The sequence below is a fragment of the Rhizorhabdus antheiae genome, from assembly GCF_049889055.1.
GTDB lineage: Bacteria > Pseudomonadota > Alphaproteobacteria > Sphingomonadales > Sphingomonadaceae > Rhizorhabdus.
The window spans coordinates 82,612-97,929 of sequence record NZ_JBLTWO010000003.1 but is presented as its reverse complement, the minus strand read 5'-3'; the positions used below and the strand labels follow the sequence as shown (position 1 = coordinate 97,929).

Annotated in this window: 12 protein-coding genes; 1 reads left to right on the top strand and 11 read right to left on the bottom strand. The window is 64.3% G+C overall.

Annotated features, from left to right (window positions below; genetic code table 11):
* Positions 1-57: 57 nt before the first annotated feature.
* From ACNI3R_RS08035 to ACNI3R_RS07990, 10 genes are all read right to left on the bottom strand, one after another.
* Positions 58-1,788: a hypothetical protein gene (locus ACNI3R_RS08035; protein WP_426181732.1), complete on the bottom strand. Its 1,731-nt coding sequence runs from the start codon at positions 1,786-1,788 to the stop codon at positions 58-60.
* 12 nt (positions 1,789-1,800) lie between these two features.
* A complete protein-coding gene (locus ACNI3R_RS08030; RefSeq protein WP_426181729.1) occupies positions 1,801-2,898 on the bottom strand; it encodes a protein-glutamate methylesterase/protein-glutamine glutaminase in 1,098 nt (365 codons plus the stop codon).
* A 2-nt stretch (positions 2,899-2,900) separates the two neighbouring features.
* Complete coding sequence (locus ACNI3R_RS08025) at positions 2,901-3,713, bottom strand: CheR family methyltransferase (RefSeq protein ID WP_426182315.1); 813 nt, start codon at positions 3,711-3,713, stop codon at positions 2,901-2,903.
* A gap of 128 nt (positions 3,714-3,841) precedes the next feature.
* Positions 3,842-4,324 carry a chemotaxis protein CheW gene (locus ACNI3R_RS08020; RefSeq protein WP_426181726.1) on the bottom strand — a complete coding sequence of 161 codons (483 nt, stop codon included), beginning with the start codon at positions 4,322-4,324 and terminating at the stop codon, positions 3,842-3,844.
* On the bottom strand, positions 4,321-5,994 hold the full coding sequence (locus ACNI3R_RS08015; RefSeq protein WP_426181724.1) for a methyl-accepting chemotaxis protein: 1,674 nt from the start codon (positions 5,992-5,994) through the stop codon (positions 4,321-4,323). Before ACNI3R_RS08015 ends, ACNI3R_RS08020 begins: the two co-directional genes overlap by 4 nt.
* A gap of 124 nt (positions 5,995-6,118) precedes the next feature.
* Complete coding sequence (locus ACNI3R_RS08010; protein WP_426181722.1) at positions 6,119-7,924, bottom strand: methyl-accepting chemotaxis protein; 1,806 nt, start codon at positions 7,922-7,924, stop codon at positions 6,119-6,121.
* Positions 7,925-8,068: 144 nt separating this feature from the next.
* On the bottom strand, positions 8,069-8,563 hold the full coding sequence (locus ACNI3R_RS08005) for a chemotaxis protein CheW (protein WP_426181719.1): 495 nt from the start codon (positions 8,561-8,563) through the stop codon (positions 8,069-8,071).
* 2 nt (positions 8,564-8,565) lie between these two features.
* Positions 8,566-10,569, bottom strand: a complete 2,004-nt coding sequence (locus tag ACNI3R_RS08000; protein WP_426181717.1) for a chemotaxis protein CheA — start codon at positions 10,567-10,569, stop codon at positions 8,566-8,568.
* The gene (locus tag ACNI3R_RS07995; protein WP_426181714.1) at positions 10,566-10,934 is read right to left on the bottom strand and encodes a response regulator; all 369 of its coding nucleotides are present in this window, start codon (positions 10,932-10,934) and stop codon (positions 10,566-10,568) included. Before ACNI3R_RS07995 ends, ACNI3R_RS08000 begins: the two co-directional genes overlap by 4 nt.
* Positions 10,935-11,248: 314 nt before the next feature.
* Positions 11,249-11,560, bottom strand: a complete 312-nt coding sequence (locus tag ACNI3R_RS07990) for an STAS domain-containing protein (protein WP_426181712.1) — start codon at positions 11,558-11,560, stop codon at positions 11,249-11,251.
* 310 nt (positions 11,561-11,870) lie between these two features.
* On the opposite strand from ACNI3R_RS07990, the gene ACNI3R_RS07985 reads away from it, so the two are divergent.
* Positions 11,871-13,388 carry a methyl-accepting chemotaxis protein gene (locus ACNI3R_RS07985; protein ID WP_426181709.1) on the top strand — a complete coding sequence of 506 codons (1,518 nt, stop codon included), beginning with the start codon at positions 11,871-11,873 and terminating at the stop codon, positions 13,386-13,388.
* Between the two features lie 224 nt (positions 13,389-13,612).
* On the opposite strand, the gene ACNI3R_RS07980 is transcribed toward ACNI3R_RS07985, so the two are convergent.
* Positions 13,613-15,286: a DUF885 domain-containing protein gene (locus tag ACNI3R_RS07980; RefSeq protein WP_426181707.1), complete on the bottom strand. Its 1,674-nt coding sequence runs from the start codon at positions 15,284-15,286 to the stop codon at positions 13,613-13,615.
* Between the last annotated feature and the right edge of the window lie 32 nt (positions 15,287-15,318).

Sequence of the window (15,318 nt, the reverse complement as noted above, 5' to 3'; positions counted from 1 at the left end):
CCCGTGGCCCGGGCGGCTTAGCGGGGACGGATCGATGCCGTCGGGCGACCAGCCCGCCTAGAACAGGGCATCGTCGAACAGGGCGTCGTCGTCTCCATCGCCACCGCCCATGGTCGAAGCGGCTGCCAGCGTGATCGGCTCGCCGATGCGGAACTGATCGTGGATACGGCGCTCGCTGGCCATGGTGTAGGTCCGCGCGATCTCATCGAGCACCAGGCGTGCCGGGTGATCGACGTCGGGCGAGAGCGGTTCGCCAGCCCCCACTTCAGCGGCGAGCGTGGTCGCGATACCCTCGATGATCCCGCCCAGGTCGAGACCGGCTTCGAGTTCGTCGGTGGTCTGACGCAGCATGCCCAATATGCCATTGGCTTCGGCCGTGGCGCTGTTCATCGCCTGCTCGGTAAGCCGGGCACCCTCGCGGATTGCATCGAGCGAGCGGGTGAGTTCGTCGCCGGCGCCGGCGCCCGCCGCATCGGAACGGTCGCGCATCCGCAGCGAGATCATGTTGAGTTCGTCGGCCGACTTGGTGATGCCGCCGATCGTCGCGTCGAGCTTCTCCGAATAGCCGCGTATCTCGTTCGAGATCACCGTCACCGCGCGGCCGATGCTTTCCACCCGGCGGCAGCGCAGGCCGATGTTGATCGCCATCTGCTGCACGTCGAGCCGCAGATCGCGGATCGCGACCACCCGCGTCGACAGGTCGGCCACGGTGGCGACGATGATCTTCAGCGTCTCGTCGGCCTGGCGGTCCGCACAGTGGAGCTGGGCCAGCATGGCTGCCGCATCGGAGATGCCGGTTTCCAGCCGGCGCAGGAATATCTGGCCGTCATCGCCATTGCCGCCATGATCCTTGAGCGCGAGCAAGCGCCCCGCCTGAGGCCCCAGCGCGCGCAGCGACCCGATGACGACCTCGGTCTCGCGGCGGAAATCCGAGGCGGTGTCGAACAGCTGTGCCACCAGCATTGCGAGGACGTGATGACGGGTCTGAGCACCGATCTCCGCAGCGCCATCGGGCCCGGCCAGAAAGGCTTCGAGCAGCGTGGCGCCGGTCAGGACATGTTCGAGCCGCTGCCGGGCGATGTCGCCAATCTGGATCGCGCCGAGCACCGCCGCGACATTCCCCTGGATCGAGCGAGCCAGCTGGCCGGTCGATTCGGCGAGCTTGGCGAGCTGCGCCTGGTGATCGCGCAGGTCGCTGGCATCCTGCAGCAGGCGTTCGGGCACCTGCGGCACGACGCGGGCGCATTCGGACGCCAGCAGCCGATCGGTACGCTCCATCCCGGCGAGGCTGGCTTCGAGCTGTTCCAGCTTGATGCCGAAACCATCGGCCTCGACCTTGCCGTCAGTCAGCTGCTGACGCATCACGTCGGCGAACTCGACGAAGTCGGACGCCCCCGACGCGGCAATCTTCACATTCATGCTGTAGATCTGCAGCACCTCCAGCGTGCGCTGGACCTCGTCGACATATTTGCGCAGCGTCGACGATGCCGACCGGATCAGCGACACTTCGGACGCGCGATCCGAGACCTGCGCCGATACGTCGAACAGCCGCCGCGCCGCGTGTGTCAGATTGTCGACCGCTGCCGCCGCGTCCCCGCTCTGGAAGACCGTCCCGACGACGTTGAGCGAGGCGACCACCTTGTCGATCGCCTCGACCGCTGCGGCAAGCGTCGTGCCCACCTGAAGGAAGCGGGCGTCGAGGCTGGTGACGATGCGTGACAGCTCGTCCTGCGAGGCGAAGACCTGTCCCGGCCAGGGCTGCTCGATCGAGAGGATTTGATGCTGCATCCAATAATCTCCTCAGCGCGCCGTGGCGTGCAGCAGTTCGCGGGCGATGGCACCGAGCGGCACCACCTTGTCTACCGCGTTGCGGGCGATCGCTTCCTTGGGCATGCCGAAGACGATCGAGGTCGCCTCGTCCTGCGCAAAGGTACGCGCACCTGCTTGCTTCATCTCCAACATGCCGCGCGCACCATCGTCGCCCATACCCGTCATGATGATGCCGACGGCGTTGGAACCGGCGCAGCGCGCGGCCGATCGGAACAGCACGTCCACCGAGGGACGGTGCCGCGAGACCAGCGGCCCCTCGCGGACCGAGACGAGATAGCGGGCACCCTGCCGCTCGAGCATCATATGGCGACCGCCTGGCGCGATCAGCACATGGCCGCGCATGACGGTGTCGCCATTCTCCGCTTCCTTGACACTGACCTCGCACAGCCCGTCGAGACGCTTTGCAAAGGCGCGGGTAAAGGTCTCGGGCATATGCTGGACGATGACGATTCCGGGGGAATTGGCGGGCAACGCCTCCAGCACTTCGCGCAACGCTTCGGTCCCGCCCGTGGACGCACCGATGCAAACGACCATCTCGGTCGTGCGGCTCATCGCCTTGCCGCTGGGCGGCGGCAGCACAGCATCGGCGGTCAGCTTCGCCTGGGGCTCGATCCGCGCTGGGGAAGCACTGCCTGACGGGCTCGGGCGACGTCCCTGGACGCGTGCCCGGGCCGCGCCCTTGACCGTTTCGCGAATCATCATGCGCGCTTCGGACAAATGGTCGGCCACGCCGACACGCGGCTTCAGGATGACGTCGACCGCCCCTGCCGCCATCGCCTCGAGCAGGGTTTCCGAGCCCTCCTCTGTCAGCGACGAACACATGACCACGGGTAGCGGGCATTGTTGCATCAGCTTGCGGAGAAAGGTGATCCCGTCCATCCGCGGCATCTCGACGTCCAGAGTGATCACATCCGGAAGCTCGGTCTGCAGAAAGCGGGCGGCAGCGAAGGGGTCAGCAGCGGTGGCGATGACCTCGAGTTCAGGGTCCTCCTCCAGGATCGCCTTCATCGTCTGGCGGACGCTGGCGCTGTCGTCGATCACGAGGACACGGGTCTTGGCTTTGGGCATGCTCAGTTCCTCCGGAACACCGTGTTCGCAACCGCTTTGACGGGCAGGTTCATCCCCGCGATCGACTCCGAATGCCCCAGCATCAGATAGCCGCCGGGCCGAAGCTTAGCGCACAGCCGGTTAACGACCTTCTGCTGCGTCGGTTTGTCGAAGTAGATCAGGACATTGCGGCAAAAAACGACATCGACCGGCTCGCCGATCGGGTAATTGTCGTCCATGAGGTTGAGACGCCCGAAGGCGACCTTGGACCGCAAGGACGGACTGATCCTGACATCACGCCGCTGCGGCGAGCGAGGACGCATCACGTAGCGGCGATGCAGTTCGGGTGGAACCGGAGCCAGCAATTCGGCTGGATAAATGCCCTTGACTGCGGTCGACAACACCTCGGTATCGAGATCGGTTGCGATGATCTGGAAATCCGGCCCGCCATTCTGCTGGCTGAAATCGTCGAGCACCATCGCGATCGTATAGGGTTCGGCGCCGGTCGAGCAGGCCGCGCTCCATACCCGGATCCGACGTCGCCCTTCCTGTCGCCATTGCGGCAAGATGGTCCCGCGCAGATAGTCGAAATGACGGGGTTCGCGGAAAAAGTCGGTCTTGTTGGTCGTGACCGCGTTGATCAGGTGGACGAGTTCCTCGTCCGACACGCCGGTCCCCAGGACATGCTCGCAATAGGCATCGAGGCTCGCCATGCCGAGTGCCCGCACCCGGCGGCGCAAGCGCCCCTCGACCATAGTCAGCTTGGTCTCCGGCATCCGGATTCCGCTCTGTCCATAAATGAAAGCCGCGAGCTTCTTGAAGTTGCGGGGGCTGATTCCATCGTCGAGAACAGCAGTGGCGGCGCGAGCATGCACTTCGGGAACTCCAATCGATTGAGGTCATGCGGTGGCGGAAGACGGCCTTGCGGCCAGCGCCTCCGCCGATGCGACATGGCACCGGGCCGTCATGCGACCTTCGCGCTCCCCTGCGGCACGACCACGCTGTCGTCGGTCGTGAAGATGTGGGCAACGTCGACGATAACGACGAAGCCTGCCTCTTCGCGGATCACTCCGGTTATGTAGTCTGAACGCCAGCCGATCCCGATGTCGGGCGCCTGCTCGATCCGCTCGCAGGGGAAAGCGCTGACACCCAGGACACGGTCGATGACCACGCCGAGCGATAGCGTCCGGTCTGCGAGCGGAATGTCGAGGATGATGATCCGTGTCGCCAGCGTCGGCTCTGCCGCCGCCAGCCCCATGCGCAGCCGGAAATCGACCGTCGGCACCCCCTGCCCCCGCACATCGGTCAAGCCGACGAAATGGGCGGGCCCATTGGGCACGTGAAAGGGCTCGCAATAGTCGAGGATTTCGCGAACCAGTCCCACCGGAACCGCGAAAACCTCCTCATCGAGACCGAAGGTTACGACCTGTATTTCGCTTGTACTCATGCCGCTGCTCCAAAGTCGATGTCGTCGGCGTCGGCGCCGCCATTGGTCATGTCCAGGGCGAAGCCCCGGACGCGGGACTGCTGGTCGGCGATCGAGTTGGGCTTCACCTTGCGGACGGTCTTGGCGGCTGCCCGCTTGGCTGCGGGCCGCCCCGCATGTTGCGACCGGCCGGAACCGCTCTGCTCAACCCGGAAGAAGGCGATGCTCGCCTGCAGCTCCTCGGCCTGCGCGGCCAGTTGCTCCGAAGTCGACGAGATCTGCTCGGACGCGCCGGCGTTCTGCTGGGTGACCTTGTCGAGCTGCTGGATCGCTTCGTTGATCTGCGAGGCGCCGATGTCCTGCTCGCGACAGGCCGCGCTGATCTCGGAAACCAGTTCGGCGGTCCGGCGGATATCGGGCACCAGCCGGGTCAGCATCTCGCCGGCCTCGGCCGCCGCCTTCACCGTGTCGGACGATACCGCCACGATTTCGGATGCCGCTGTCTGGCTCCGCTCGGCGAGCTTGCGCACTTCCGACGCGACCACCGCGAAACCCTTGCCATGCTCGCCGGCGCGCGCGGCCTCGACCGCCGCGTTCAGCGCGAGCAGGTCGGTCTGGCGGGCGATCTCCTGGACGATGCCGATCTTCTCGGCGATCGTGCGCATCGCACCCACCGCCTTGTCGACCGCCACGCCCGAAGCCTCGGCGTCCTTCGACGACTGGCGCGCGATCTTCTCGGTCTGCGCGGCATTGTCGGCGTTCTGCTTGATGTTCGCCGCCATCTCTTCCATCGAAGCGGAGGCTTCCTCGGCCGATGCGGCCTGCTCGGTCGCGCCCTGCGAAACCTGCTCCGAGCTTGCCGCCAGTTCCTGGCTGCCCGCCGAAACATTCTCCGATGCCGCCGTGGCGTCCGAGACGACCGTGCGCAGACGCTCGATCATCATGTTGACCGTGTCGACCAGATCCTTGATCTCGTCGTTCGAGCGCACCTGCGCCTGGTTGACCAGATCGCCGGCCGCCACGGCGTCGAGTGCGTCTCCGACGGTCTTGAGACCGCGCGAAAGGGTCATCGATATCCACAGGGCGCCGCCGACCGCCGACAGAAGCGCGAAGACGATCGTGACGATCATCAGGGTGCGCCCGGCCGCATAGGTGGCGTCCGCACTCTCCTCGGCTTCCTTCATCTGACGCATATTGAGGTCGAGAACACGGTTGATCGTGGCTTCCATATCCTCGACCGCCTTGCGACCGACCGTCATGGAAAGCCGTCCAGCCTCGTCCTGCTTGCCCTCCATGCTGAGCTGGCGGACCTGCTCGTCCACTTCTTTCAGCGCCTGCCACTGGCCGCCGATTTCAAGCCAGAGCGGGCGCCCCTCTGCGGTCGAACGAGCGATGCCATCATCGACCATCTGCTTGATCTTGGCCGAGGTCTCGATCGCCTGGAGATCGAACTTCTTGACCTCTTCCGGCGTATCCGCGAGAATTTCATTCTTCTCCCGGCGGATGAGGCGATTGACCTCGATCGCGATTCCGCGGACGTGGGACAGACGTGCGACAGGGCCAGCGATCAAATTGGAGGTGGTCTCATTGAGGCCACTCATCTTCGTGATCGCTACGGCGCCCATAGCCAGCAGGATCACTATCAGGACCCCGAAAGTGGCCCCCATCTTGAACTTTATCGTTGCACGCATCTGTCTGTCTCCTTGAGCCCGCATCGGGGCCGAATGCCATCATCCCTCTCGTCCCGCCTTTCCCCTCGGCGGGCATGCAGATCAGCAGTTGCCGCTGCCGATCTGCATGATGTTCAGCACCGCGTCAGGCGACCTGCCCGAACTCGGCGTCGTCATCGTCGGCCGCACCACTGGTCAGGTCGAGCGCGAAACCCTTCACGCGCGCCTGCTGGTCGGCGATCGAATTGGTCTTGGTCTTGCGAACCGGCTTCGCCGGTGCCCGAGAAGCGCTTTTCGCAACCGCCGGCCGCACCACCGGGCGGGAAGACCGCCCCCCACCGCGCGCATCGACCCGGAAATAGGCGATGCTCGCCTGCAGCTCCTCGGCCTGCGCGGCCAGTTGCTCCGAAGTCGACGAGATCTGCTCGGACGCGCCGGCGTTCTGCTGGGTGACCTTGTCGAGCTGCTGGATCGCTTCGTTGATCTGCGAGGCGCCGATGTCCTGCTCGCGACAGGCCGCGCTGATCTCGGAAACCAGTTCGGCGGTCCGGCGGATATCGGGCACCAGCCGGGTCAGCATCTCGCCGGCCTCGGCCGCCGCCTTCACCGTGTCGGACGATACCGCCACGATTTCGGATGCCGCCGCCTGGCTCCGCTCGGCGAGCTTGCGCACTTCCGACGCGACCACCGCGAAACCCTTGCCATGCTCGCCGGCGCGCGCTGCCTCGACCGCCGCGTTCAGCGCGAGCAGGTCGGTCTGGCGGGCGATCTCCTGGACGATGCCGATCTTCTCGGCGATCGTGCGCATCGCACCCACCGCCTTGTCGACCGCCACGCCCGAAGCCTCGGCGTCCTTCGACGACTGGCGCGCGATCTTCTCGGTTTGCGCGGCATTGTCGGCGTTCTGCTTGATGTTCGCCGCCATCTCTTCCATCGAAGCGGAGGCTTCCTCGGCCGATGCGGCCTGCTCGGTCGCGCCCTGCGAAACCTGCTCCGAGCTCGCCGCCAGTTCCTGGCTGCCCGCCGAAACATTCTCCGATGCCGCCGTGGCGTCGGACACGACCGTCCGCAGGCGATCGATCATCTCGACCAGCGCATTGCCCAACTGGTCCTTGTCGGACAGCGCCTTATGCTCGACCGTCAGGTCACCAGCTGCGATCTTGTCGGCAATATCCGCCGTCTTGCGCAGGCTGGCCGTCATGGTCTCTACCGTATCGACAAGATCCTTGATCTCGTCATTGGTCGTCACCACGACGGTGCTGGTCAGGTCGCCGATAGCAACCGCCTTGAGCGCGGTGTCGATGCTACCGAGGCCCTTGGAGACGGTGCGTGCGATCCACAGCGCCGCAGCGATACCGACAATCAGCGAGATGGAAATGACGGTCAGGAAGATGGTCCTGGCATCGACATAGGCCTTGTCGGCGTCCTTGCTGGCACTAACCGCGGAATCGACGTTGAAACTGACCAGCTTGAGCAGATCGGCCGACATCTCGTCGTAGAGCGCCTTGCTGGCGTCGAGCTTCACAATAGCGGCTTCGGTCTGCTGTGCGCGAGAGAGGGCAATAAAGGCGCTCGACGTCTCCAGATAGCGATCATATTTCTCGGAGAAGGCGTTGTACATCGCACGCTCCTCCTGCGAGGTGATCAGCGGCTCGTAGCGGTCCCGGCTTTTCTTGATGTCGCTCTGGATGCTGGCCATCTCGCGCTCAAGCCGCGCCATCACCGCAGGGTCGGTCGACACGACATGGTTATATTGCGCAATGCGCAGGTCAGATGTCGCGGTGTTGATGCGATGCATCGCATCCATGCTGGGCATCCAGTTTTCGGTAATGATCGTCGACTGTTCGTTGATGCTCGACATCTTGAGGATACCGATGGCGCCGAGCAGGCCCATCAACAAAAGAATGGCGGCAAAGGAGCCTGCCAGCTTCATCTTTATGGTTGCACGCATTGATCGTCTCCGGTCGCCAAGCGACGTCTGGGTTGAGTATTACCTGCGGGATCTCGTGCGTCCCGCCTGGCGCTTCATCTTGTCGTTGCCATCCCCAGCGGCTCAGTTCAGAAAATCTCGCGGCTGTCGGGCGCGCGGTCCGTGTCAGGCGGCTGCCTGCATCCGGCCGTGCATCATTCCGAAAATCGCATCGAGGTCCGGCAGCACAACCAGGCCCGTAGGCTCGCGCACCAGTTCCCGTACGAAATCGCGGCGCCAGCGCATGCCGACCATCGGCGGCTCTGCGCTCGACGCGCGGCTTAGCGTCGCCACTTCGTGGACGCGATCGGTGCGGATGCCGAGCTGGATCGTCTCTCCGGCTATCTCGGTCTCGATCACCACGATACGGCTATCGGCCCCGGGCTCCTCGATCGGCATGCCGAAGGCCAGGCGCAGGTCTGCGATCGGGATGATCTTGCCGCGAAAATTGACGATGCTGCCCACCAGGTCGGCGGCACCGGGAACCTTCGTTTCCGGAAGAAGATCGAGAATCTCGCGGATCATGACCGCTTCGAGCGCGAATTTCTCCTCGCCGATGTCGAAGGTCAGCACTTCGAGATTGCCGGCGTCGTCCCAGGCGGTCTTTTCAACGTCTTGCATGGTCATACAGCGGCGCGAAGCCGCTCCTCCCGGTTCTGTCCGAGCGCGACCAACTGGACGACGTCGAGGATCAGAGCGACCCCGCCGTCGCCGAGGATGGTCGCCCCGGAGAAGCTCGTTACGTCCTGATGCAGGACCGACATCGACTTGATCACGGTCTGGTGGCTGCCGATGATCTGGTCGACGACCAGCCCCACCCGTTCACCGCCTGTCGTGATCACCACGATCTTCTGATAGGGATCGGGGCGCGTGCCCGTGTCGAACAGCTCGCGCAGGCGGATGAACGGCACCAGCGTGTCGCGGACCTGGATCATGCTGCGCCCACGCGAGCGCAGATCCTCTTCCAGCGACAGTTCGAGACATTCCTCGACTGCGGCCAGCGGAATGACATAGCGGCTGTCGCCGACCCGTACGAGCAGGCCTTCGATGATCGCTAGCGTCAGCGGGATGCGCAGCGTGATGCGCGAACCACGCCCTTCCTCGCTCACCATGTCGATCGTTCCACGCAGCGTCTCGATCGTGCGCTTGACGACGTCCATGCCGACACCGCGCCCGGACAGGTTGGTAACCTGCGCCGCAGTAGAGAATCCGGGGTGGAATATCATCTGCAGCAAGTCCTGATCGCTCAGCACCTGACCGGCCTGGACGAGGCCGTTGGCCTCGGCCTTCGCCCGGACCCGTTCGCGGTTGATCCCGCGCCCGTCATCCTCGATCGTGATCAGCACTTCGCCGCCCGCCTGCTGCGCTGCCAGCCGGACTTGTCCCGCGGGGGGCTTGCCAGCAGCGACGCGCTCCTCGGCGGTTTCCAGGCCATGATCGCAGGCATTGCGGATCAGATGCACGATCGGATCGGCGAGCCGCTCGGTAACGGTCTTGTCGACTTCGGTGCTCTCGCCGCTGGTGATCAGATCGATCGTCTTGCCGGTTTCCCGAGACAGGTCGTGGACCAGGCGGCGGAAGCGCCCGAAAAGCGCGGCGATGGGCACCATGCGGAGAACCATCATCGTGTCGCGAAGCTCACTCGCCAGTCGTTCGATTTCCTCGGAGATCGAGCGCAAGGCCAGTTCGCCGACCGGTCCCGACGCGCCCGCATTGGCAAGCTGCGACAGTCGGCTCTGGACGATCACCAGTTCGCCGACGCGGTCCATCAATATGTCGAGGCGTTCGGCGGGAACGCGGACGCTCTCACCGGCCTTGGTGCCGGCGCGCGTTGCCGTTTCGCCTGAGGGCCCGGCGGCCTCGACCGGCTGCGCCGCAGCGGCACGCGCCGGCTGATCAGTTTCGACCCTGGCCTCGGGCGTTCCGCCGAGCGGTTCGAGATGCATTTCCATGTCGTCCATGACGAACAGGAAAACATCTTCGATCGCGCCGCGCTCGATGTCTCCGCGCAGCTGAACATTCCAGCCGATATGGCATTCGGTCGGCACGAGATCCGGCAACGGCGGGATAGCATCGGTGCAGGCCGTGATCGTGCAATCGCCCAGTTCGCGCAGCTCGTCGAGCAGCATCAGCGGGTTGGTGCCGTTGGCCATCGCATCGGGCGGAAGGCGGAAGAACAAATTCCAGCCGGAGGCGCGCACGCTGTCGTTAACTACCTCGGCCTCTTCGTCCTCTGCTGTCGGCGCTGCGGCAGCATCGCCGATCGCGTCGTGCAGGCGTGTGAGAATCTCGGTGCCCGTGGCTTCCTCGGCCGCCGCTTCGTCATCGACCAGGGCACGCATGTGATCCATTGCCGAAAGGATCACCGAGACGAGCTCGACGGTGGCGGGCACGACGCCCTTGCGCACGCGGTCGAAGGCGCTTTCGCAATGGTGGGTGAAGGTGGCGAGCCGGTCGAAACCGAACATCGCGCCCGAGCCCTTCAGCGTGTGCAGACCACGAAAGGTGGCGTCGATCAGCGACTTGTCGTCCAGCCGATTGCTGAGATCGAGCAAGGCCTGTTCCACCTGATCGAGAAGCTCGGCCGCCTCGATCCGGAAGGCGGCTACCGGATCCTGCTCGCTCATCGACCGAGAACCTTCTTGGCGATCTTGAGCAGCTGATCCGGAACGAAGGGCTTGACCAGCCAGCCGGTCGCCCCCGCTGCCTTCGCCTGTTGCTTCATCGCATCGTCGGACTCGGTGGTGAGGAAGATGATCGGCGTGCCCGCCTGGATCGGCAGCTTGCGGATCTCGCGGATCATGCTGAGGCCGTCCATGTTCGGCATGTTCAGATCAGTAATGATCATGTCGAACTTCTGGCTCTGAGCCTTGTTCAGCCCTTCGCATCCGTCGGCCGCTTCAGTCACCGCATAGCCGGCCCCGGACAGAGCGATACGCGTCGCCATCCGAAGACTCGAAGAGTCGTCCACGGTCAAAATGGAAGCAGTCATTCTTGAATCTCCCTCGATTGTCTCGAGTATCGAAAGCCTCGCCTCTTCGCGAAAACAGATAGAATAATGTCGTTAAGATTGGATAAATTAGCTGGCTTCAGCCCTTTATATTTGAACGACACTTTTTGCCGGATCACTCATCAGAACAGCCACTCCCCCGACATCCAGAGCTTGCTGACCGATGCATCGCCGGGAAAGCTCGCCTGCACCCTCGGATGACCGTCGGCATATCCGAGGAGGAAGGCGTCGCGGCCCACTCCGCAGGGGAGGCACGCTCCATCGTTCGATATTGCGGATCGGCAAACGGCGCATGATTAGCCGGGCCGGTTGCCCTGGAACCAGAAATCGAGTGTTTCCGCCGAACCGGGCGACAGAAAGCCTGCGCGCTCGAGCAGCGCTGCACAGTCAGCCGAAGCCGGCTGTGTCAGGCGCAGAAGCTTGTTGTCATGCGCGGCATATTGGCGCGCGGCTTCAAGCAGTTGCACGAAGGACAGGTCGGCGTCGGCGACGCCCGAAATGTCCAGCGCCACGTCCGCATCAGCCTCGATCGCCTCGACGATCTGATGCTGCACCGCAGCGATCGATTGCAGGTTCACTTTTTCCTGGAGCGTGACGACAATACCCACGGCGACCTCATTTGCTGGAGACACCTTGGCCTAATCATTTCCCGTAAACGTCACGTTAAACATGGCGATTTTCAGGAAGAGAAAGACCCGGGGCTCGTCTGGAGATCGCTATGCTTGCGGCATGGCGGACACGGTATGAAATTTCATCGGAAACAGGGTGTTAATCGGTATATCTACTAGTATCCGTACATTTACCTATAGATTTCTACGGAGAGCATGCAGGGAGTCAGGGAAATTTCACCATATCTTTACCCGCCATCACCATGGTCCGCTCCGGGGATGCGTTTCTACAAAGCGGGAGCATGGTGCGATGAATCCGGAGTTGCAGACACGTTTGAGATTTTACGGCCTGGAGCAGGCCGATACCTCGGCCTTTCATAGTGTGAGAAATGCGCTGACCCGCTTCGTGGGCGGCGCACTCGATAAATTCTATCGCAAGGTCAAGAACTTCCCGGAGCTGGCGCACTTCTTCTCGAGCGAAGGCATGCTCGAGCATGCAAAGTCTGCGCAGAACAGCCACTGGATGAAGGTCTTCGGCGACGGCCTGACCGAAGATTATTACCAGCGCGCGGTCGGCGTCGGTCGCGTCCATGCCCGGATCGGGCTGGAACCCAAATGGTATGTCGGCGGCTATGCCGTCATCCTCGAAGAACTGGTGACCGAGATGGTGACGTCCAGCCGTTTCGGCTGGCTGCCCTCGCGGAAGCGCCAGCTCGCGGAAGACCTGTCGGCACTCATCAAGGTGGCGCTGCTCGACATCGACGTCGCTCTGTCGACCTATTTCGTCAATGCGGAGGAAAAGGTCCGCAACGTCGTTCTGGGCCAGATGGGGTCGGCGCTCACGCAGCTGGCGGAAGGTGACATGACCGCCCGCATGTCCGGCCTTCCGGCCGAATATGCGCAGGTGGAGCGCGACTTCAACGCCGCGATCCGCGCGCTGCGCGATACGCTGCAGTCGGTCAGTTCCAGCGTTAACATGATTTCCTCGGGCAGCAGCGAGATCCGCGTGGGATCGGACGACCTCGCCGCGCGCACCGAGAAGCAGGCGGCCTCGCTCGCCGAAACCGCCGAGGCCATGCGCCAGGCGACCGCGATGGTGCAGGAAACCGCGAAAAACGCGGCCTCCGCCAATGGTGCGATTGCCAAGACCCACAAGGAGGCGACCGAGGGGGGCGTCGTGGTCAAGCAGGCGGTCAGCGCCATGGATGCGATCGAACGCTCGTCGGGCGAGATTTCCAAGATCATCTCGGTGATCGACGGCATCGCCTTCCAGACCAACCTCCTCGCCCTGAACGCAGGGGTGGAAGCCGCGCGCGCCGGGGATGCGGGCAAAGGCTTCGCGGTGGTCGCCCATGAAGTGCGCGCGCTCGCCCAGCGCAGCGCCGAAGCGGCGCAGGAGATCAAGAATCTGATAACCAACAGCACCGAGCAGGTCGAGATCGGCGTGAAGCTGGTCGGCGAAACCGGCCGGATGCTGACCCGCATCGTCGACCGCGTCGGCGAGGTCAGCGAGGTCATCACCGACATCGCGACATCGGCGGAGAGCCAGTCCACCAGCCTGATCCAGGTCAACGATGCCGTCGGCGAAATGGACCGGATGACCCAGCAGAACGCCGCGATGGTCGAGGAAAGCGCCGCATCGGCGGTCAACCTTGCCAACGAGGCACAGAGTCTGGCCGAACAGGTTGCCCGCTTCCAGTTCGGCGGCAGCACTTCGGCAGCAGCGCCGCGTCCGACCGCCCTGCCCGCCCCGAAGAAGGTCGCTTCAGCGCCCCGCGTCGCCGGCAATCTCGCGCTGAAAGCCGAGGACGACTGGTCGAGCTTCTGACGCCGGTGCTCCGATATATCGCATGACCGCCTCCCGTTGAGCAGCGCGGCAGGATCGTCTGGGTCAAGAAGCCCGACGGCCTGCCGCGCCGCCCTTTATCGGGCGGCTAGATCGAAATCCGTTCCGATTGCATCGGACGGATCGCTCTAGAATATTGTTTTACCGCGTTTTCCGAGTCACCAGATGATTCCATCTGGTTCGAAAACGCTCTATTCTTGCAGGTGTCAGCGCGCCCGGCGCAGATAGAGCGAGAAGGGCACCGCTCCCTCGCTGTTGAGCGTCCCGAAGACATCCGCCAGCACGTCCGCTGCGGGCCGCGTCTCGTCCGCCTCCGCGGCATCGGCGATCAGCGCGTCGAGTTCGACCTTGCCCGTGACATAGCTGGTGCCATAGCCGGGCTGGCGCAGGTAGAGCAGCTGTTCGAAACCGACGAGCGGATTGTCGGGGTCCGAATAGCCACGCGGGGTCCAGCGGGCATGGAAACGTCCCGCTTCCGCCAGCGTCCATTCGTTCGCCTGCACATGCAGCGATGCCAACCCACGCGCCGCGCGGTTGGCGAGCATGATCCACACCAGTTCACGGCCACGCGGCACGTCGTCATAGAGACCGGCATGCATCGCCAATTCCTCCAGCGCCGTCGCGAAGCCCTCGGAGCGAGACTGGAAGATGTTGAACAAAGGCGCCGTCCGGCGGATAGGATCGGCGCTCGGCTCATGCTTGATCCGGGCCAGCTCCATCCAATGGATGTCGTGCGAGTAGAGCGGCCAGGGATCGAGCGCGGTGACATGGTAGAAGAAGTTGCGCCGCTCGGGCGGGACATAGTTCAAGGTCTGGGCAGCGAGCGCGGCGCGGTAATAGGGCTTGTCCTCCATCAGCCGGTTGGCGACGAGGAAATCGGTAAAGCGGGCCATCTTCTGCTCGGCGAAGCGCCGGTACGCCGCCGGGTCGTCGATCGGCTGAAGCGGGGGAAGATTGCGGTTGCGCGCTTCCTCCAGCCGGAGCCCCGCCCAGGCGCGATCAAGCTCGCGCTGGAGCATCCCGCGCTGCGCTTCCCAGTCATAGGGCAGCAGTTGCACATGCTTCATGTACCAGTCGTAATCAGCCTTGCCGACGCCCGAGGGACCGGTCTTCTTCGGCGCCTCGGCCTTCACCCAGGCGGCGAAGGCGAGCGTCGCATCGCGCGCTTCGGTGACCGCGCGGCGGAGAGCGGGCGACGCCCCCTTCAGCGACGCCGCCTTCTGCCCCTCCAGCGTCCGCATCGACAGGCTGCCGTCGAGCAGCGCCGACAGCACCGATGCCTGCTCGGCCAGCGCCCGATCGCCGTAGCGCCAGAGGTCCGCCGCATTGCCGCCGGCCAGCCAGGTGCGCGCCCGCTGCAACAGGATCGGCACCGAGCGCAGCTGCGTCGTCAACCGGGCATCGTCGGACGTCGACAGGGGCCAGTCGTAGCGGAACAGGTCGATGACGTCGGCCGCCGGCCCCTCATGTGCCGGGACGTCGCTCTCCTCGCCATAGACGGTCGCAAAATAGCTCGGGTCGCGCGCCCAGGGACGGCGGACGCGGAGATCGAAGTCGAGCCCGTTCATCTCGGCTTCGAGCAGCCGCGCATCGGCCTGCGCCCGCTGCGTCCAGCCGGTCCGGTCGAGCTGCGCCAAGCGCGCCTTCCACTCGGTCAGCCCCGCCTGCTTGCGCGCCAGCGCTTCGGGACCGAAGTCGGGAGCGCCAGCGGTAAAATCGGGCTGCGCGAACCGGCGCCAACCGGCCGCGAAATCGACCAGCGTCGGCGGCACCTCCGCTGCGGCGGCCATCGCCGCAGGAGGCGCAGCCAGAGCAGGCGTCAGGGCTCCGCCAACCGACAATATGGCACAACAGCCAAGCAGGACTCTGGTGCGCAGCATCGAACGTCTCCCTGATCAGCGACCGCCGGACG